Origin of the sequence: Gaetbulibacter aquiaggeris (assembly GCF_044003965.1) — a bacterium.
In the GTDB taxonomy this organism is placed as follows: domain Bacteria; phylum Bacteroidota; class Bacteroidia; order Flavobacteriales; family Flavobacteriaceae; genus Yeosuana; species Yeosuana aquiaggeris.
In genome coordinates this window covers 657,985-676,277 of record NZ_JBAWKC010000001.1, presented here as the reverse complement: position 1 = coordinate 676,277, position 18,293 = coordinate 657,985, and the positions used below count along the sequence as shown (strand labels likewise).

The 18,293-nt window shown below is 32.9% G+C and carries 15 protein-coding genes; 6 read left to right on the top strand and 9 right to left on the bottom strand.

Going from position 1 to position 18,293, the window contains the following annotated elements; translation table 11 throughout:
• Window positions 1-9 precede the first annotated feature (9 nt).
• Window positions 10-561, bottom strand: a complete 552-nt coding sequence (gene rplU / locus V8G56_RS02725) for a 50S ribosomal protein L21 (protein WP_395436925.1) — start codon at window positions 559-561, stop codon at window positions 10-12.
• 313 nt (window positions 562-874) lie between these two features.
• On the opposite strand from rplU, the gene V8G56_RS02720 reads away from it, so the two are divergent.
• From V8G56_RS02720 to V8G56_RS02710, 3 genes are all read left to right on the top strand, one after another.
• Window positions 875-2,194, top strand: a complete 1,320-nt coding sequence (locus V8G56_RS02720) for a M16 family metallopeptidase (RefSeq protein ID WP_395436924.1) — start codon at window positions 875-877, stop codon at window positions 2,192-2,194.
• Between the two features lies 1 nt (window position 2,195).
• Window positions 2,196-4,280, top strand: coding sequence for a M16 family metallopeptidase (locus V8G56_RS02715; protein WP_395436923.1), 2,085 nt, complete (start codon window positions 2,196-2,198; stop codon window positions 4,278-4,280).
• Between the two features lie 218 nt (window positions 4,281-4,498).
• Window positions 4,499-5,062, top strand: a complete 564-nt coding sequence (locus V8G56_RS02710; protein WP_395436922.1) for a heavy-metal-associated domain-containing protein — start codon at window positions 4,499-4,501, stop codon at window positions 5,060-5,062.
• Between the two features lie 45 nt (window positions 5,063-5,107).
• On the opposite strand, the gene gldD is transcribed toward V8G56_RS02710, so the two are convergent.
• The 4 genes from gldD to mutY all read right to left on the bottom strand — a co-directional run bounded on the left by gldD (window position 5,108) and on the right by mutY (window position 8,596).
• On the bottom strand, window positions 5,108-5,692 hold the full coding sequence (gene gldD, locus V8G56_RS02705; RefSeq protein ID WP_395436921.1) for a gliding motility lipoprotein GldD: 585 nt from the start codon (window positions 5,690-5,692) through the stop codon (window positions 5,108-5,110).
• Window positions 5,689-6,996, bottom strand: a complete 1,308-nt coding sequence (locus tag V8G56_RS02700; RefSeq protein WP_395436920.1) for a gliding motility-associated protein GldE — start codon at window positions 6,994-6,996, stop codon at window positions 5,689-5,691. Before V8G56_RS02700 ends, gldD begins: the two co-directional genes overlap by 4 nt.
• A gap of 23 nt (window positions 6,997-7,019) precedes the next feature.
• On the bottom strand, window positions 7,020-7,466 hold the full coding sequence (locus V8G56_RS02695; RefSeq protein WP_331632010.1) for a single-stranded DNA-binding protein: 447 nt from the start codon (window positions 7,464-7,466) through the stop codon (window positions 7,020-7,022).
• Window positions 7,467-7,555: 89 nt separating this feature from the next.
• Window positions 7,556-8,596 (bottom strand): A/G-specific adenine glycosylase, encoded by a 1,041-nt coding sequence (gene mutY / locus V8G56_RS02690; RefSeq protein ID WP_395436919.1) that lies wholly within the window; start codon window positions 8,594-8,596, stop codon window positions 7,556-7,558.
• 138 nt (window positions 8,597-8,734) lie between these two features.
• On the opposite strand from mutY, the gene V8G56_RS02685 reads away from it, so the two are divergent.
• Both V8G56_RS02685 and V8G56_RS02680 read left to right on the top strand, forming a co-directional pair.
• Window positions 8,735-9,025: an HU family DNA-binding protein gene (locus V8G56_RS02685; protein ID WP_331632005.1), complete on the top strand. Its 291-nt coding sequence runs from the start codon at window positions 8,735-8,737 to the stop codon at window positions 9,023-9,025.
• 309 nt (window positions 9,026-9,334) lie between these two features.
• A complete protein-coding gene (locus tag V8G56_RS02680) occupies window positions 9,335-10,882 on the top strand; it encodes an Rne/Rng family ribonuclease (RefSeq protein WP_395436918.1) in 1,548 nt (515 codons plus the stop codon).
• Window positions 10,883-10,940: 58 nt separating this feature from the next.
• Here V8G56_RS02680 and V8G56_RS02675 read toward each other — a convergent pair whose 3' ends face one another.
• The 3 genes from V8G56_RS02675 to V8G56_RS02665 all read right to left on the bottom strand — a co-directional run bounded on the left by V8G56_RS02675 (window position 10,941) and on the right by V8G56_RS02665 (window position 13,826).
• Window positions 10,941-11,981: an NADP(H)-dependent aldo-keto reductase gene (locus tag V8G56_RS02675; RefSeq protein WP_395436917.1), complete on the bottom strand. Its 1,041-nt coding sequence runs from the start codon at window positions 11,979-11,981 to the stop codon at window positions 10,941-10,943.
• A gap of 100 nt (window positions 11,982-12,081) precedes the next feature.
• Window positions 12,082-13,041 carry an OmpA family protein gene (locus V8G56_RS02670; protein WP_395436916.1) on the bottom strand — a complete coding sequence of 320 codons (960 nt, stop codon included), beginning with the start codon at window positions 13,039-13,041 and terminating at the stop codon, window positions 12,082-12,084.
• Between the two features lie 20 nt (window positions 13,042-13,061).
• The gene (locus tag V8G56_RS02665) at window positions 13,062-13,826 is read right to left on the bottom strand and encodes an exodeoxyribonuclease III (protein ID WP_395436915.1); all 765 of its coding nucleotides are present in this window, start codon (window positions 13,824-13,826) and stop codon (window positions 13,062-13,064) included.
• Between the two features lie 121 nt (window positions 13,827-13,947).
• On the opposite strand from V8G56_RS02665, the gene V8G56_RS02660 reads away from it, so the two are divergent.
• Entirely contained in the window at window positions 13,948-17,358 is a 3,411-nt protein-coding gene (locus V8G56_RS02660; RefSeq protein ID WP_395436914.1) for a hypothetical protein, read from the top strand.
• Here V8G56_RS02660 and V8G56_RS02655 read toward each other — a convergent pair.
• Window positions 17,355-18,281, bottom strand: coding sequence for a M28 family peptidase (locus V8G56_RS02655; RefSeq protein ID WP_395436913.1), 927 nt, complete (start codon window positions 18,279-18,281; stop codon window positions 17,355-17,357). The genes V8G56_RS02660 and V8G56_RS02655 overlap by 4 nt on opposite strands.
• Between the last annotated feature and the right edge of the window lie 12 nt (window positions 18,282-18,293).

The window sequence follows — 18,293 nt, the reverse complement described above, 5'->3', positions numbered from 1 at the left end:
TTTTTAAAATTAACTTAAAGCAGCAATTAAATCAGCTTTTTTCATTGAAGAAATTCCTTCAATCCCTTTAGCTTTTGCCATTTCCTTTAATTCAGCAACTGTAAGTGTGCTTAAATCTTTAGTAGCTTTTGCTTTTGGTGCAACTGGTTTCACTTCTGCTTTTGGTGCAGCAGCTTCAACTTTAGTTTCTGCCTTTTTTGTTGCTTTTACAGATGCCACTTTTTCAACTTTGGCAACTTTTTTAGCTCCCGAAGCAGCAATACTTTCAATAATGATTTCAGTTAAAGATTGACGGTGACCATTTTTTACACGGTATCCTTTACGTCTTTTCTTTTTGAAAACTATAACTTTATCACCTTTTAGGTGCTTTAAGACTTTTGCTCCTACTTGAGCTCCGTCTATAGCTGGGGCGCCTACAGTTACTTTATCACCATCACCAATAAGAAGAACATTATCAAAAGCAACTTGCTTTCCTTCTTCAGTTTGTAAACGGTGAACAAAAACTTTCTGGTCTTTTACAACTTTAAATTGTTGCCCTGCTATCTCTACAATTGCGTACATAGCGTAACGTTTTATTAATTAAATTATTTAAAAATGAGTGCAAATATACTGCTAATAAATTAATTTACAAACGTTTTATTCTTTTAGAGCAATATTTGCACTCATTTTTAAAAAATTGGATAATCTAAACTATGTAGATAAAGTAATTCACATACACCTTCTTATTGCATAGATCTTTTATTTTTAATAAAAATGTTAAATTTCTGCCATACACTGTTTGTAGGATTTTTATTTATTATTTTTAGCATTGATTTATAAAAACAATCATAAAAATCAACTTGCAATCATTAATTATTAATTAAATAAGAGTAAAATGAAAAGAAGCTTTTTAAGTCTGGCTCTTTTGCTGTTTGTGGTTCATTCGGCATTAGCACAGAAAGTGAATTTTGAAGAATTTGATTTAGATAACGGCTTACATGTTATCTTACATCAAGACAATACCGCCCCGGTTGTTATTACTTCTGTGATGTATGATGTTGGAGGAAAAGATGGAGACAGAGAACGCACGGGCTTTGCCCACTTTTTTGAACATTTATTATTTGAAGGTTCAGAAAATATAGGTCGTGGGGAGTTTATGAAAATTATTCCTGCTAATGGAGGAACGTTTAATGCAAACACTTCTCAGGACAGAACTTATTATTACGAAATCTTCCCTTCCAATAAAATAGAATTAGGCTTATGGTTAGAATCTGAACGCATGTTACACCCTGTAATTGACCAAGTTGGTGTAGATACTCAAAATGAGGTTGTAAAAGAAGAAAGACGCCAAAGCTATGATAACAGACCTTATGGACAAATTTTAAGCGCCATTGGAGAAAATCTTTTTAAAGTACACCCTTATAAAGATGAAAATATTGGCAAAATGGAACACTTAGATGCTGCCACATTAGAAGAATTTAACACTTATTTTAATACGTATTACGTGCCAAACAATGCTGTTTTAATCGTTGCTGGTGATATTGATAAGGAAAAAACAAAAACCTTAGTAAAACAATATTTTAGTGAAGTAAAGCGTGGACCAGATGTCGTTCGTGATTTCCCAAAAGAGGAACCTATCAACGAAACTATCAAGGCTCAAAAATACGACAAAAATATTCAAATCCCTGCAATAATTGCAGCTTATAGATTACCTGGGCAAGCCACAAGAGACGCTTATATATTAGACATGATTTCTACTTATTTAAGTGATGGAAAAAGCTCAATCTTATATAAAAAACTAATTGATGAGCAAAAGCAGGCTTTAGGTGTTCAAGCGGTAAACTTAGGGCAAGTAGATTATAATATCTTCGCCTTATTTGCCTTACCATTAGGCGATGTTCCTTTAGATACTTTACTTAGCGAAATGGATGAAGAAATATCAAAAATGCAAAACGAATTAATTTCTGAGCGCGATTACCAAAAACTGCTTAATCAATTCGAAAATCGGTTTGTAAATTCTAATTCTAGTGTCGCTGGTATCGCGAGTTCTTTAGCAACCTACTATTTGTTATATGGCGATGTAAATTTAATAAATACACAATTAGATTTATACAGATCTATAACAAGAGAGGAGATTAAAGATGTAGCTAAAAAATATCTAAGCCCGAATCAACGCGTAGAGATTCAGTATTTACCTAAAAAAGATGAACAATAAGATGAAAACATTAAGATTAAAAATATCGGCCTTTATAGCTGTTGCATTAATAACTTTAGGTGTAAACGCACAAATAGACAGGTCACAAATGCCTGTACCAGGGCCAGAACCTAAAATTTCACTGGAAAAACCAGATGAATTCCAGTTAAAAAATGGCATTACTGTAATGGTTGTAGAAAACAACAAACTTCCTAGAGTCTCATATCAATTAAGCATAGAAAACAAACCAGTTGTTGAAGGTGAAAAAGCTGGTGTATTAGATTTATTGTCTGCAATGTTAGGAAATGGAACAAAAAATATTTCTAAAGATGACTTTAATGAAGAAGTTGATTTTCTTGGTGCCAACATAAATTTTAGTTCAAGTGGAGGATTTGCAAGTTCATTGTCTAAATATTCTGATCGTATAATAGAATTAATGGCTGATGCTACAATCAATCCTTTACTGACAAAAGAGGAGTTTGATAAAGAAAAAGATAAATTGTTAGAAGGCTTAAAGGCAGACGAAAAAAGTGTTGATGCAGCTGCAGGCCGAGTCGTTAGTGCTTTAGCTTACGGTAAAAACCATGCTTATGGGGAGTTTGTTACTAAAGAAACTGTAAATAACGTTACGTTTCAAGATGTTTTAGATTTTTATAAGATGCGTTTTGCGCCAAACAATGCGTATATCGTTGTTGTTGGCGATATTGATACTAAAACAGTCAAGAAGCAGATTAACAAATATTTCGGTAAATGGCAAAAAGCAGATTTACAAGATTTACCTTCTCCACAATTGCCTGCCAATGTAGTAACCACAGAGATTAACTTTGTTGATATGCCAAATGCCGTGCAATCTAATATTTCGGTAACTAATAATGTAAATTTAAAACAAAACGAAAGTGATTATTTTGCAGCATTAATGGCAAATAACATCCTTGGTGGTGGCGGTGAAGGCTACTTATTTAAAAACTTACGTGAAGATAAAGGCTATACTTATGGTGCGTATTCTAGTTTAGGAGCTGACAGATACGGTGTATCTCGTTTTAATGCCAGCGCCAAAGTACGAAATGCAGTAACAGATAGTGCCGTTGTTGAATTCTTAAAAGAGATAAAACGTATTAGAACTGAACCTGTAGATCCTCAAACTTTAAAAGATGCTAAAGCTAAATATATAGGTAATTTTGTAATGGCTTTAGAGCGTCCACAGACCATAGCCAACTACGCGCTAAATATTAAGCTTAATAATTTACCTGAAGATTTTTATACAAATTATCTAGAGAATATCAATAAGGTATCCGAAGAAGACGTACAACGTGTCGCTAATAAGTATTTTCAATTAGAAAATGCAAGAATAGTAGTTGTAGGCAAAGGAAGTGATGTTTTAGATAATCTTGAAAAAACAGGAATACCAATTAAATATTACGATAAATATGCTAACGCAACCGAAAAACCAGAGTTTTCAAAACCAATTCCGGCCGGTGTTACAGTGCAAACCATTATTGATAATTATTTTAATGCCATTGGCGGAAAAGAAAAAGCAATGTCTGTAAAATCAACTTTAACCAAAGCAACCATTAGTGGTTTAGCTCCCTTTCCCCTTAATGCAGAATTAAAAGGAATGGCACCAAATAAGGAGTCTATGGAATTAAGTGCTGAAGGTATGGGTGTTATAATGACACAAAAATGGAATGGCGAAACCGGTTATGCTGAACAACAAGGTCAAAAAAGAGAAATGTCTGCTGAAGAAATAGCTCAAAAGAAAGATGAAAAATCCCTTTTTCCTGAATTATATTATGATGCTTCAAATTTAAACTTAGAAAGTTTGACTACTATTGATGGCGAAGATGTGTATAAAATAAAAGTTAATAACGGTGAAACAGCCTCTTACAGGTTTTATAATGTGAAAACAGGATTATTAACTCGTTCTGAAAGCACTAATAAAACAGCGGGACAAGAAGTCACATCTGTTGTTGATTATGGAAGTTATACTGCTGTTGAAGGCATACAATTCCCTTATTCTATGAAAGTAACTGCTGGACCACAAGTTATTCCATTTGTTATAAATAGTATTGAAGTAAATAAAGGCGTTACAGATGCCGATTTTGAATAACTATTCGAGAAATTAATTAAAAAACTCGGGGTTTTATTACTTCGAGTTTTTTTATCACTCAATTTAAGGTTTCATCTCAAATGAAATTAATTATTACTTTAATTAAACTCAGAATCCCGTCAATATCTTCATTATAAAATCATAAAACCTTATTTAAAAAAAGATTAAATCACAATATTTTGTAATTTTGTAAAAAATTTTTTTAATACTTATAAATAATGAATATCATTAAAAACGCCCTAACAATTTTAGTTTTAGCCTTCATTTCGTTTAGTTGTAAAAACGAAGCTAGGCCAGAAGTTAAAACCGTTGAAATTGAAAATGCTTCACAAACTACAAAAGAAGTTGACCCTAATGCTACTTATGCCAAAGCGGAATTTACTATTGAAGGAATGACATGTGCTATTGGCTGTGCAAAAACGATTGAAAAGAAAATTGCCGGAATGGATGGCGTAAAATCAGCAACTGTTGATTTTGACCGCAAATTGGCAATGGTTGAGTATAATGACACTAAAGTGTCTCCTGTATCTCTTGAAGAAACAGTGACAAAAGTAGCTGATGTTTACAAGGTAAGCGATATGAAAACAGTTGATGATTTCTCAACTGTTACTAAAGAATGTGTTGCAAAATGTAAACCAGACTGCACTAAAAAAGATTGTCCTGATTGTAAGGCAAAAACTGAAGCCTGCCAAGCTAAATGCGCTAATAAAACCGAGGCTCAGAAAATGGCTTGTGCAAAAGACTGTCAAAAACCTTGTTGCGCTAATAAATCTAAAGCATAAAATTATTATCACTTGTAAAAAAGCTTCTCGAAATGAGAAGCTTTTTTATTTCCACTTTACAGTTTCCATAATATGCTTGATGTCTTTCTCTAAATATTTTGCGGCCGGAAGGATAGAATCATAATTAGGTTTGGCATAAAAATATAAGGAGCCTGTTAAAAAATGTTCCGTGCTATCAGTAACATAGAATTGTGATTGTGAAGCCGCATTTCCTCCTACTTCATAGAACATCCCATACACTTTATTAAGCTTATTTATATACTCCTTCTCTTTTATTTCATCTGCTTTTGCGGTATGTTTTTGGGTGAAATTTTGAGCATCTTTTAGAAAATCAATTAAGTTTTTTTGGTCGTTATTGATTGATTTATACGTTAAATAAATGGTTCCTTTTAATGTTGGATATTCAATATTTAAAGCATAACTTTCTGTTGTGCTTGTTATTTTTTTTGATGATATTTTATTGGCCAATGTGTTAGATTCAAAAGAAAAAGGGACGCCATCAACATTTGTGTTAATGTAATTCGCTACAGGATATTCTAAGCGCAAATAACCCTTTGGCTTAGGCACTACCTCATCATTGCAGGCAAAGCAAAAAAATACAATTATCCCTAAATAATAAAACTGTCTCATTCTGTTTTGGTGAATTTTACAAACTTAATACGCTTTTTATCTAAGGCTTCAATAGTAAAAACATAGGTTTTAAAATGTATTTTACTGTTTAATTTTGGGAAATTCTTAGAAATCTCAAGAACAAAACCTGCTACTGTTTCAGCCTCTCCTTTATTCTCTTCAAAAGCCATTTCGTCCTCAACCTTAACTATTTTATAAAAATCCTTAAGCGCTGTTTTTCCTTCAAACACATAATTATGATCATCTAATTTTGAGTATTTCAAATCTTCATCATCAAACTCATCACTAATGTCACCCACAATTTCTTCAATAATATCCTCTAAAGATATCAACCCAGAAGTTCCGCCATACTCATCAACCACGACGGCCAGATGGACCTTTTTCTCTTGAAATTCAGCCATTAAATCATCCAGTTTTTTGTTTTCAGGAACGAAAAAAGGTTCTCGTAATAAGGTTGTCCAATCAAATTGCTTCCTGTCTATATATGGTAATAAATCCTTTACATAGAGAATGCCTTCAATTTTATCAATATTCTCTCTATATACGGGAATACGGGAATAGCCGTTTTCAACAATTTCTTCCATTATTTCCGTATATTTTTGATCTACACTTAGTGCAAAAATATCTATTCGTGGGCGCATGACCTGTTTAGTATCTGTATTTCCAAAAGACACAATACCTTCCAATATTTTTTGCTCTTCTTTAGAAGTATGCTCTTCGCTTGTTAGTGATAATGCCTGTGATAATTGGTCTACACTTAAATTAGACTTTTGTTTTCCCAATTTATTATGGATGGCTATGGTTATACTGCGCATTGGCAAGCTCAAAGGCGATAATAATACATCTAAAACATTTAATGGATGCGCCATAAATGTTGCAAACTTAACTCTATTCCTATTGGCATATATTTTTGGCAGAATTTCTCCAAACAATAAAATTAAAAAAGTGACAATAACAACCTCAACAATAAACCTCAATACAGGAGAAGTCATGCTTTCAAAAACAGTTTCACCCAAATAGGCAAACAAAATAACAATACCAATGTTTATAAAATTGTTTGCAACCAGGATTGTTGCTAATAATTTTTTTGGACGCTCTAAAAGTCTTGAAATAATTTGGATTCGCTTAGATTTTTGCTCTAATCCTTCCTCTATATCGGTTCTTGTAAGAGAAAATAAGGCTACTTCAGCACCAGAGATAAGAGCTGAAAAAAATAATAATAAAAACAAAAGCACAAAGCCTGTTACAATTGATGGGTCAATTGCTATAAATAATGCCTTAAAACTCGGGGGACCAGGATCCAAATATTACAATATTAGTTAAACAATTAGAATGGAAGGTCATCATCCTCTTCTCCAATAGGCTCATTAGCCATTTGTTGATTATCAATTGATTTTTTGGGATCCATCTTATTCGAGGCTTGCCCTTCACTTTCCTTTTTAGTAGTTAAAAAGGTGAAATCAGTACATTGAATTTCAGTGGAATAACGTTCATTCCCACTATCATCCTGCCACTTTCTTGTTTTTAATCTACCTTCAACATAAATTCTATCGCCTTTGCTCAAATATTTTTCACAAATTTCAGCAGCCTTGTTTCTAACCACTATATTATGCCATTCTGTATTTGTTACCCGCTCATTAGTTTGCTTACTCACGTACGTTTCATTAGTAGCTAAAGGAAACCTTCCAACACAACCACCGCCCTCAAAATAATGCATTTTTACTTCATCACCTAAATGACCAATGAGCATTACTTTATTTAGTGTTCCAGACATAATTTTTTTTGTATTTAAAAAGCAAAATTAACTATTTACTACTCATTTTTTTAAAATTAATAAAAAAATGTCATTTACATGCCAAACGGTTAAAAATTAAAATCATCAATAAAATTACTAATTAGAATAGGAACCGGATAATTATGGATGTCATTCACAGAAATTCCTTCCCGTTTAATTTCATCAACAGAAATAATCCAAAATTTAGTAAATAAATGTTGATGGGTTAATTTATGGAGGATAGCTGTTTCATTAAATAATGAAACTTCAAAGATATTACCTTTCAAAAATTCATGATCCTTCAGTGCTACTATAATCTCTTTATGGACTAATTCCTTTTTACTTTCAATTAAAGGAAATTGATATAGGTTTTGCCATATCCCTTTTCCTTGGCGTTTCTCCAAAATAGTTTTTTGGTCTTTTGATAGAATGACTAAGAAATTAAAGTGTTTCTTAGAGGCCTTATTAAGTTTATTTTTTACAGGTAATTGATGTATCATTTTCCTATCAAATGCCACACAACTTGATTGAAACGGACAACTTTCACAATCAGGGTTTTGCGGCTTACATTGTGTTGCTCCGAATTCCATAATGCCCTGATTAAAGGTTGCTGGGTCTTTTTGATCAATAATTTCTTGCGCTAATTGTTTAAACTCTTTTGCCCCTTTTGATGAGTTTATTGGGGTGTCTATTCCAAAATACCGAGAAAGCACTCTGTACACATTCCCATCAACCACTGCTGTCACTTCATTAAAACAAATGGATGCAATAGCACTGGCTGTATAGTCACCAACGCCTTTTAGTTTTAGTAAATCTTTATAATTGTTAGGAAACTGTCCGTTTAAAACTTTAACAATATATTTAGCAGTAACATGTAAATTTCTGGCTCTGGAATAATATCCTAAGCCCTGCCATAATTTTAAAACCTTGCTTTCTTCAGCCTTTGCCAAATCAAAAACAGTAGGAAATTCTTCTATGAAAGACATGTAATAAGGTAGCCCTTGGCTAACTTGTGTTTGTTGTAATATGATTTCAGAAAGCCAAATAAAATATGGGTTATTGGTTTGTCTCCAGGGAAGCTCTCTCTTATTATTTGAATACCAGCGATTTAATATTTTTGAAAATATCATTATTGAATTTATACGAAGCGCAAAAATAAACGTTTATAATCTTAAATTTTAATGAATTAGGTTTGAAATATTGAATTTTAAATTCCTATATTTGCATCCCTTTTAAACTTATATAGTAACTAAAATAAAATATTAAAAATGACTAAGGCTGATTTAGTAGCAAAAATTTCTGAAAAATTAGGAATAGAAAAAGGTGATGTTCAAGCAACTGTTGAATCATTTATGGACGAAGTAAAAACTTCGTTAGAAAGTGGAGACAATGTGTACTTGAGAGGATTTGGTAGCTTCATCATCAAAACAAGAGCAGAAAAAACTGGTAGAAATATTTCAAAAAATACTACTATTAAAATTCCTGCACACAACATTCCTTCTTTTAAACCGGCAAAAGTATTTGTTGAAGGCGTAAAAACTAATGTAGACGTTAAGTAAAAACATTATAATTAAATATTAATTTAAAAAACATAATTTATGCCAAGCGGTAAAAAACGTAAAAGACATAAGGTTGCAACGCACAAACGTAAAAAACGTGCTCGCGCTAATCGTCACAAAAAGAAAAAATAAACCAGAAAAAGTAGTTCTAGAGCTACTTTTTTTTGGTCGGTAAAAAACGTTCTTTGAAATGAGTTCATCAAAATTTTAAACACTTTTTGTGTTTTTTGAACTCCACGGATGTTAAAAATCCTGTGAAAATAATGTATAATCCATCTGTACTTAATTGTACGGATAAAAATTAACTTAATGGATAAAGAATTGATCATTCGATCTAGTTCAGAAGATGTTGATTTTGCCTTATTAAAAGATGGAAAACTTATTGAATTACAGAAAGATGAAGAAAGTAATGACTTTTCTGTTGGTGATGTGTTTATAGCCAAAATAAGAAAAGCTGTTCCTGGACTAAATGCTGCATTTGTTAATGTGGGTTATGAGAAAGATGCTTTTTTGCATTATCATGATTTAGGTCCAAAGCTGCCTTCGCTTTTAAAATTCACAAAACGTGTAAGCACAGGTAAACTAAAAGATTTTTCTTTAAAAAATTTCCCATTTGAAAAAGATATTGATAAAGACGGAAGCATTGCCGATGTCTTAAAATCAAATCAATCGCTATTAGTACAAATAGTAAAAGAACCCATATCAACTAAAGGCCCAAGAATAAGTTCTGAGTTGTCTATAGCTGGTAGATATATTGTTTTAGTTCCTTTTTCTGACCGTATTTCTATTTCTCAAAAAATAGAAAGTAAAGAAGAAAAAGACAGATTAAAACGATTGGTGAAAAGTATTACACCACAAGGTTTTGGAATTATTGTTCGTACGGTGGCAGAAGGCAAAAAAGTAGCCGAACTAGATAAAGATTTACAGAATTTGCTTAGTCGTTGGACGGCAATGTGTAAAAAACTTAATAAAGCCCATCATCCAAGTAAAGTATTAGGAGAAATGAATAAAGCCTCGTCTATGTTACGAGACATATTTAATGACACCTTTACAAGTATTCATGTTGATGATGAAACCCTTTATTATCAAATTAAAGATTATGTGCAAGAAATTGCACCAAATAAAGAATCAATAGTTAAATTGTATCAAGCAAATGTTCCCATTTTTGAAAAATTTGGGATAGAAAGACAAATTAAAACCTCCTTTGGTAAAACCGTTTCTATGGCTAAAGGTGCCTATTTAATTATAGAGCATACAGAAGCTTTACATGTAATAGATGTAAATAGTGGTAACCGGTCAAACAAAGCAAACAACCAAGAGGATACAGCCTTAGAAGTCAATATTATTGCTGCTACTGAAATTGCTCGCCAATTGCGTTTACGCGATATGGGTGGCATCATTGTAGTGGACTTTATAGATATGACAAGTGCTGACAACAGGCAACAGCTTTTTAATCACCTTCGTGATGAAATGAAGGATGACAGAGCAAAGCACAAAATATTGCCGCCAAGTAAATTTGGTTTGATACAAATTACAAGACAACGTGTTCGCCCAGAAATGAACATTAAAACTCAGGAAGAAAACCCTGATGATATCATTAATGGTTCTGAGGTAGACGCTCCAATAGGAATTGTGCCAAAAATAACGCACGACCTAGAACAACTATTTAAAAAAGACTATAAAAAGCTGACTTTAAACACACACCCTTTTATAGCAGCCTTTTTAACTAAAGGTTTTCCATCAACACGTTCAAAATGGTTTTTTGAACACAAAAAATGGGTTAAAGTTTTACCAAGAGATGCTTACACATATTTAGAATATCATTTTTTCGATAAAAATGGTAAACAAATTAAATAATTAAAAAAGCCTAACTTTTTAAAAAGTTAGGCTTTTTTGTTTCATGCTTATCTCTAATTTATGGAGCTGGATTAGGAATCTCAGCGTGTACTGCATTTATTTGGTCTAATATCTCCTCATTTAATATTACATTAATACTACCAATATTCTCTTTTAATTGCTCCATTTTGGTGGCTCCAATAATATTACTTGTAAGAAATGGTTGTTGGTTTACAAATGCTAATGACATTTGTGCCAAAGTCAAGTTATTGTCTTCTGCAATTTTCAAATAACGTCTCGTAGCTTCTGTGGATTGTTTGCTACTATATCTGGCAAACCTCGGAAACAAGGTTAACCTGGCATCTGCCTCTGCAGTTCCTTTTATATACTTGCCAGAAAGCACACCAAATGCCATTGGGGAATAGGCCAATAAACCGATATTTTCTCTTAATGAAACCTCAGCCATATCCCCTTCAAAAACTCTGTTTATTAAGGAATAAGCATTTTGAATGGTTATCATCCTTGGTAAATCATGGGCTTTAGATTCTTCCATATAGCGCATAGCACCCCATGCTTTTTCATTGGACATGCCTATGTGGCGAATTTTACCCGCTTTTATCATCGCTTCTAGACCTTGTAGTACTTCATTAAAATTGTCTTTCCAAGAATCATCAGGATCATGCTTGTAATCTCTAACTCCAAAAGTGTTAGTAAGCCTTTCCGGCCAATGGATTTGATACAAATCAATATAATCAGTCTGTAATCGTTTTAATTCAGCATCTAAAGCAAGTGTAATGGCATTTAAGCTTAACCCTGTCGTTCTTATATGTGCCGTATAATCACTTGGACGACCCACAATCTTACTTGCTAAAATAATTTTCTCTCTGTTACCTGTCTTTTTAAACCAGGACCCAATAATCTTACTCGTTCTACCCTGTGTTTCCGGACTTGCAGGCACAGGATACATTTCTGCGGTGTCGAAAAAATTCACCCCCTGATCAAATGCATAATCCATTTGGGCATGACCTTCGGCTTCGGTATTTTGATTGCCCCAGGTCATGGTACCTAAGCATATTTTACTGACTTTTGTATTGGTGTTTGGCAGTGTTGTATATTTCATTTCAATTGACTTTTGAAGCTTTTTTTTAAAAGTTTAAAGATAAAAAAACCTTTCAGTTATAAAGAAACTGAAAGGTTTAATACTTTGTTAAGATTTTAGATTAATTATCCTTTAGTAATTTAGATAGTTCATCTAACTTAGGCGTTAAAATCACTTCAATACGTCTGTTTTTCGCTTTACCTTCTGGTGTACTATTAGTGGCCACAGGTGCATACTCTCCGCGACCGGCAGCCGTTAAGTTTTCCGGGTTAATAGCTGCATTTTCTCTTAAAATATTAACAATAGCTGTAGCGCGTTTGGTAGATAAATCCCAGTTTCCACTTAACTGAGCATTACCCTGATAAGGCACATTGTCTGTATGTCCTTCAATCAACACAGCAATATCTGGATTTTGACCCAATACGCTGCCCAATTGTTGTACGGCCCTTCTTCCTTCTGTGCCAACAGCCCAGCTTCCTGAACTAAATAGTAACTTGTTTTCCATAGAAACATAGACTTTTCCATCACGTTGCTCAACCGTTAAGCCTTTGCCTTCAAAATCAGTTAAAGCTCTTGAAATGGCGTCTTTTAAAGCAGTCATTGCGGCATCTTTATCTGCAATCACTTTTTCAAGTTCAGCAACTCTGTTAGAACGATCTTCCAGTGCTTTTTTAAGACTTTCTAATCTCGCATTTTCAGCAGCCAAGGCTTGTTCCTTAGCTTCTAATTGTGCTAATAATTCTCTGTTCTTTTGGGAATTAGCAGCAATAGCAGCGGAACTATTCTTCTCTAAGGCATCATAGGATGCTTTTAAATTATCCAAACTCGCTTTAGTGGCATTATAATCGCTCTGCAGTCTATCACGCTCTGCTACAGCAGCAGTATAAGCTGATTGCAATTGTTTTACTTCATTTTCTGCGGCTGTTTTAGCACTTAATAGGGCCTCGTTCTCATCAGAAAGTTTTCTGTTCTCCTGTTTTAAGTCGGTATACTTACTTTCTAATTCCTTATAAACTTTTGGTGAAACACAAGAGGACACAAAAGCAATAGTTACAAATACCAATAAAAGTTTTTTTATCATTTTTTAAAATTTTGTTAGGTTTATTTTTCTATTTCAACTAAAATGGGACAGTGGTCACTATGCACTGCTTCAGACAATATAACGGCTCTTTTTATTTTTTCTTGTAATGGTTTTGAAACCATGGCATAATCTAGGCGCCAACCTTTATTATTTGCCCTCGCATTAGCACGATAACTCCACCATGTATAGTTATGAGGCTCATTGTTTAAATGTCTGAAAGAGTCAATAAAGCCACTGTCAATAAAATTACCTATCCATTTGCGCTCTACTGGTAAAAATCCTGAAGTATTACTAAGTCCTTTTGGGTTATGAATATCAATTTCTTCATGGCAAATATTATAATCACCACAAATAATTAAATTTGGTAAATCTGTTTTAAGTGAATTTATATACTCTTGAAACATATCCATATATTCCAATTTATGGTCTAATCTATCGTCATTTGTTCCAGAAGGTAAATATAGGCTCATCACAGAAAAACCATCAAAATCGGCTCTAATGTTTCTACCTTCAAAATCCATAGAGGCAATACCCGTACCGTATTCTACATGTTTTGGCTCTGTTTTACTTAATATAGCCACTCCGCTGTATCCTTTCTTTTGTGCACTAAACCAATAGTTGTATTTATAACCAGCTTCAGCAAAAATATCTAAATCTAATTGTTCTTTTAAGGCTTTAATTTCCTGTAAGCAAATAACATCTGGATTGGCACTTTTTGACCAATCCATAAACCCTTTATTTATTGCAGCTCTGATGCCATTAACGTTATATGATATTATCTTCATGTAATAGATTAAGAATTTTAGCTAAAATAAATAATGCGTTACTTTTACACTATTATTTTATAGCACTTTTAACGAAAACTATTAACAAAATATTTTAAACTATTTTTAGTTTAAGTATCAGATGAAATTTATAGCCTTTCCTTTTATCTTTTTTTTTGGCTTTTGTGCTTTCGCTCAAAACCAGAATTCTAACTATAGAACTAAAAAAGTTGCTGTAAATGATTCTATTATTATTGATAGTGTAAGCATCAATTCGAGTTATTTTTTTATTAAAAGAAAAGATTTTACGGCAATTGATTCATCATTCTATAGCATTGATTTCCCAAAAGCTATTATAGTCTTTAAAAAGCCTGTTGAAACTGATTCTATTATTATAAATTATTTGAGATTCCCGGAATTTTTAACAAAAACCTATAAACAATTAGACGAGAAGATTATTGTTGAAAACAATGATAATATACAAACGCTCTACAAACTTACGCAAAGCAATCAAGACTTTGATTTTATCCCTTTTGACGGATTAACAACTTCCGGAAGTATTTCGCGTGGGGTTACCATTGGGAATAATCAAAATTCGGTATTAAATAGTGAATTAGACCTTCAAATTACTGGTAAGTTAAACGATAAAGTATCGCTACGAGCCTCCATACAAGACGCCAATATTCCTTTACAAGAAAGCGGGTATTCACAGAGATTAGATGAATTTGATCAGGTTTTTATTGAGTTAATGAGTGATAAATGGAATGTGCGCGCAGGTGACATTGATTTAATAAATACCACCTCTTATTTTGGCAATTTCTCTAAACGGGTGCAGGGGTTATTGTTAAATGTGAATTTTGATAAAGAGAATTCTAAAACTAATTTGTTTGCGGCTGGTGCTTTGGTTAGAGGACAGTTTACGCGCAGTCAATTTAATGCCCAAGAAGGCAATCAAGGCCCTTATAAATTGCAAGGGCAAAATGGTGAATTATATGTACTCATAGTTTCCGGGAGTGAAACGGTTTATGTTAATGGCATTGCCCTAAGACGTGGTGAAGACGCTGATTATATTATTGACTATAACGCCGGTGAAATTATATTTAACTCAACATTTCCTATCACAAGTGAAATGCGTATTACGGTAGATTATCAATATAGTGAACGCAATTATTCACGCTTAGTGGCCTATGGTGGTGGACGACTTGATAGTGAAAAACTAAAAATAGGAGTTTCCGTGTATTCTGAAAATGATGCCAAAAACCAGCCATTACAACAAAACTTATCTCAAGAACAAGTTGAAATACTTTCAAATGCCGGTAATGACACTTCCTTAATGGTATCGCCTTCTGAGGTTTTAGACACCTATAGCGATAATCGCATTTTATATAAAAAAGAACTGATCAATGGTTTGGAGGCTTTTGTTTTTTCAAACAATCCAGACGATGAATTGTACCGAGTCACATTCAGTGCTGTTGGCGCCAATCAAGGTGATTATGTTTTAAGCAGTATCAATGCCATTAGTAAAATATACGAATACGTTGGGCCAATTTTAGGGATTCCACAAGGAAATTTTGCGCCTATTGTTCAGCTTATTGCCCCAAAAAAACTTCAAATGGCCATTATTAATGGGAGCTATAACCCCTCTGAAAAAACTGCCATTAATTTTGAAGTAGCAGGAAGTAAAAATGATCAAAACCTTTTTTCAAACATTGATGATGAAAACAATAACGGTTTTGCAACCAAGCTTAAAATATCTCAAAGCATTATTAAAAATGATAGTCTTTGGAGCTTAAATGCTGTTGCAGATGTTGATTATATAGAAAAGAATTTTAAAACTATAGAGCGTCTTTATAACGCTGAGTTTTCAAGAGACTGGAATATTGAAAAACCAATTGGTAATCAAGAACTTTTTAAAACGGGTTTGCAATTATTACATCCGGAAAAAGGGGTCGCTTCTTATCAGTTTGAACATTTAGGATATTCAGAAAATTTTACAGGAAACAGGCATGTTGCTAATATTAATCTGCTTTTTAACAAATTCAACATTGTTTCCTTTTCTAGTTTTTTAAACGCTACATCTGACCTAAATACGTCTACCTTTTTAAGGTCATCCAACAGAATAACTTACGGTATGGACAAGAGCTGGGTAGGTACAAAAATAGCTATTGAAGATAATGAACAAAAAGACAAAATTACCTCAGTATTGACCCCCTTAAGTCAAAAATTTAAATCTTACGAAGTTTTTTACGGTATTGGAGATAGCACACAGATATTTGCTGAAGTGGGTTATAAAAGCAGGGTAAACGACAGTATAAGAAACAATGAATTACAAAAAGTAAATACCTCAAACACCTTTTATTTAGATTCCAGACTTATTCAAAATAACACTACCAATTTATCCCTTTATATTAATTACAGAACCCTTAAAAATACTGACCAAGCCCTTGATGATGAACAATCCATTAACTCCAGACTACAATACAATCAAAAGTTTATTAAACAGCTTATACAATGGAATACCGTTTTTGAAACCAACTCTGGCGCCATAGCACAACAGGATTTTACCTATGTTGAAGTAGAAGCAGGACAAGGCACATTTACTTGGATTGATTATAATAACAACGGCATTCAAGAATTAGAAGAGTTTGAAATTGCACAATTTCAAGATCAGGGAAAATATATAAGAGTATTGCTCCCTAATCAGGTTTTTGTAAAAACACATCAAAACAGACTGAGTCAAACACTAACCATAAATCCACAACAATGGTCAGTCAGTGAAAAGAAGTCTGAAAATTTTTGGTCCCATTTTTACAATCAAACCAGCTACTTAATTGATAGAAAAATAAAACGTGATGGCAACAATTTTAATATTAATCCCTTTGAATCAGATGCCAAGAATCAATTAGGATTGCAATTAAATTTAAGAAATGTTTTATTTTTTAATAGAGGTAAACAGCATTATACGTCCTCCTATACCTATTTATCCAATAAATCTCAAAACGTTTTATCTATCGGGTTTATTAAGAACAATTTAAAAAGTCATCAACTTAATTTTAATCATAAAATTGAAGAATCCTGGCTAGTTGACTTACTTGCTTCTTTTGACAACAACGAAAGTGCCAGTGAAAATTATTCAACGAAAAACTATAACTTCAATAAACAACGATATAATCCAAAACTGTCTTATTTGTTTAATGATAATACGCGTTTTGATGTGTTCTATCAATACGCTTCAACCAACAATACCATTGGCAATTTAGAGTCTTTAAAGCAACATAAATATGGCGCTTCATTTACCTTTTCCAGCAGTCAAAAAGGGGCCATAAACGGGGAATTTAATTATTTCTCAAACAACTTTGTTGGAAATCCAAACGCCCCTGTTTCTTATCAAATGCTTGAAGGTTTGCAACCGGGTAAAAACTTTACATGGAGTTTGATCGCACAAAAAAAACTAACCAAGTTTTTAGATTTAAATCTGAGTTATTTTGGAAGAAAAACGGAAACAAGTAAAACGATACACACAGGAACCATTCAGTTAAAGGCGTATTTTTAAAAATTCATTGTATCAATCTTGTTAAAAACCGCAATAATTAACTTTACAGATTCCTTATAAAATTCTGGTTGAATATTTTCGTAATCGTCATTTGGTGTATGATAATCCTCGTGGTCATCAACACCAAAGTATAAAAACGGCACTCCCTTTTTATGAAATGAAGCGTGATCAGAAGAATAGACCCAATTTTCAAGGCCATCTTCACCATCATGGCCAACCACCATTTTCACAGTTTCAGATTGATCGAAATTTGTAATGACTTGCTTAAGGGTATTATTAAATCTTGTGCCAACAGCAAATAATTCATTTGTTTCACTTCGGCTGATCATATCCATGTTAAGATTAAGCACGATTTTATTTAAGGACACAATAGAATTATTTACAAAATATTTAGAGCCTTCAAGACCTAATTCTTCCGCATCAAAAGCCGCTAAAACTACTGAATGTTTAGGTGGATTATTTTTGAAATACTCAGCAAAACTAATTAAAGCTCCTATTCCAGAAGCATCATCATCTGCACCATTATATATTAAACCTTCTTTTATACCTTCATGATCATAATGCGCACTAATAACGATGTATCTTTCTGGATTCTCTGTTCCTTTAATCAGGCCCAAGATATTAGTGCCGTTATAGTTTTTCCTCTTAGTAAAAAAAGAGAATTTCTGCTCATAATTAGTGTTAAAAGGCAACACATTAAGTATATGAAATTGATCGATTATATATTCTTTTGCTTTGTCCGCCCCTTTAGTGCCGGTGCGTCTTCCTTCAAAATCATCAGAAGATAAAGTTTTTATGTTTTGTAGTAAAGCATCTTCATTAAAAAACGGGTAGAACTCGTTTTGCTTTAGTGCATTCTGACTAAAACAAAGTGTATAAAATAAAATTAAAAAAAAAGTGAGTAACCTACATTTATTAAACATTAAGTTCCATAT

Excerpts from the sequence above, each read along its gene's own strand:
- V8G56_RS02685 (WP_331632005.1), top strand. The coding sequence starts at position 8,735 with ATGACTAAGGCTGATTTAGTAGCAAAAATTTCTGAAAAATTAGGAATA.
- mutY (WP_395436919.1), bottom strand. The coding sequence starts at position 8,596 with ATGATATTTTCAAAAATATTAAATCGCTGGTATTCAAATAATAAGAGA.
- V8G56_RS02715 (WP_395436923.1), top strand. The coding sequence starts at position 2,196 with ATGAAAACATTAAGATTAAAAATATCGGCCTTTATAGCTGTTGCATTA.
- V8G56_RS02710 (WP_395436922.1), top strand. The coding sequence starts at position 4,499 with ATGAATATCATTAAAAACGCCCTAACAATTTTAGTTTTAGCCTTCATT.
- rplU (WP_395436925.1), bottom strand. The coding sequence starts at position 561 with ATGTACGCAATTGTAGAGATAGCAGGGCAACAATTTAAAGTTGTAAAA.
- V8G56_RS02655 (WP_395436913.1), bottom strand. The coding sequence starts at position 18,281 with ATGTTTAATAAATGTAGGTTACTCACTTTTTTTTTAATTTTATTTTAT.
- V8G56_RS02665 (WP_395436915.1), bottom strand. The coding sequence starts at position 13,826 with ATGAAGATAATATCATATAACGTTAATGGCATCAGAGCTGCAATAAAT.
- V8G56_RS02720 (WP_395436924.1), top strand. The coding sequence starts at position 875 with ATGAAAAGAAGCTTTTTAAGTCTGGCTCTTTTGCTGTTTGTGGTTCAT.
- V8G56_RS02680 (WP_395436918.1), top strand. The coding sequence starts at position 9,335 with ATGGATAAAGAATTGATCATTCGATCTAGTTCAGAAGATGTTGATTTT.
- gldD (WP_395436921.1), bottom strand. The coding sequence starts at position 5,692 with ATGAGACAGTTTTATTATTTAGGGATAATTGTATTTTTTTGCTTTGCC.
- V8G56_RS02675 (WP_395436917.1), bottom strand. The coding sequence starts at position 11,981 with ATGAAATATACAACACTGCCAAACACCAATACAAAAGTCAGTAAAATA.
- V8G56_RS02670 (WP_395436916.1), bottom strand. The coding sequence starts at position 13,041 with ATGATAAAAAAACTTTTATTGGTATTTGTAACTATTGCTTTTGTGTCC.
- V8G56_RS02660 (WP_395436914.1), top strand. The coding sequence starts at position 13,948 with ATGAAATTTATAGCCTTTCCTTTTATCTTTTTTTTTGGCTTTTGTGCT.
- V8G56_RS02695 (WP_331632010.1), bottom strand. The coding sequence starts at position 7,466 with ATGTCTGGAACACTAAATAAAGTAATGCTCATTGGTCATTTAGGTGAT.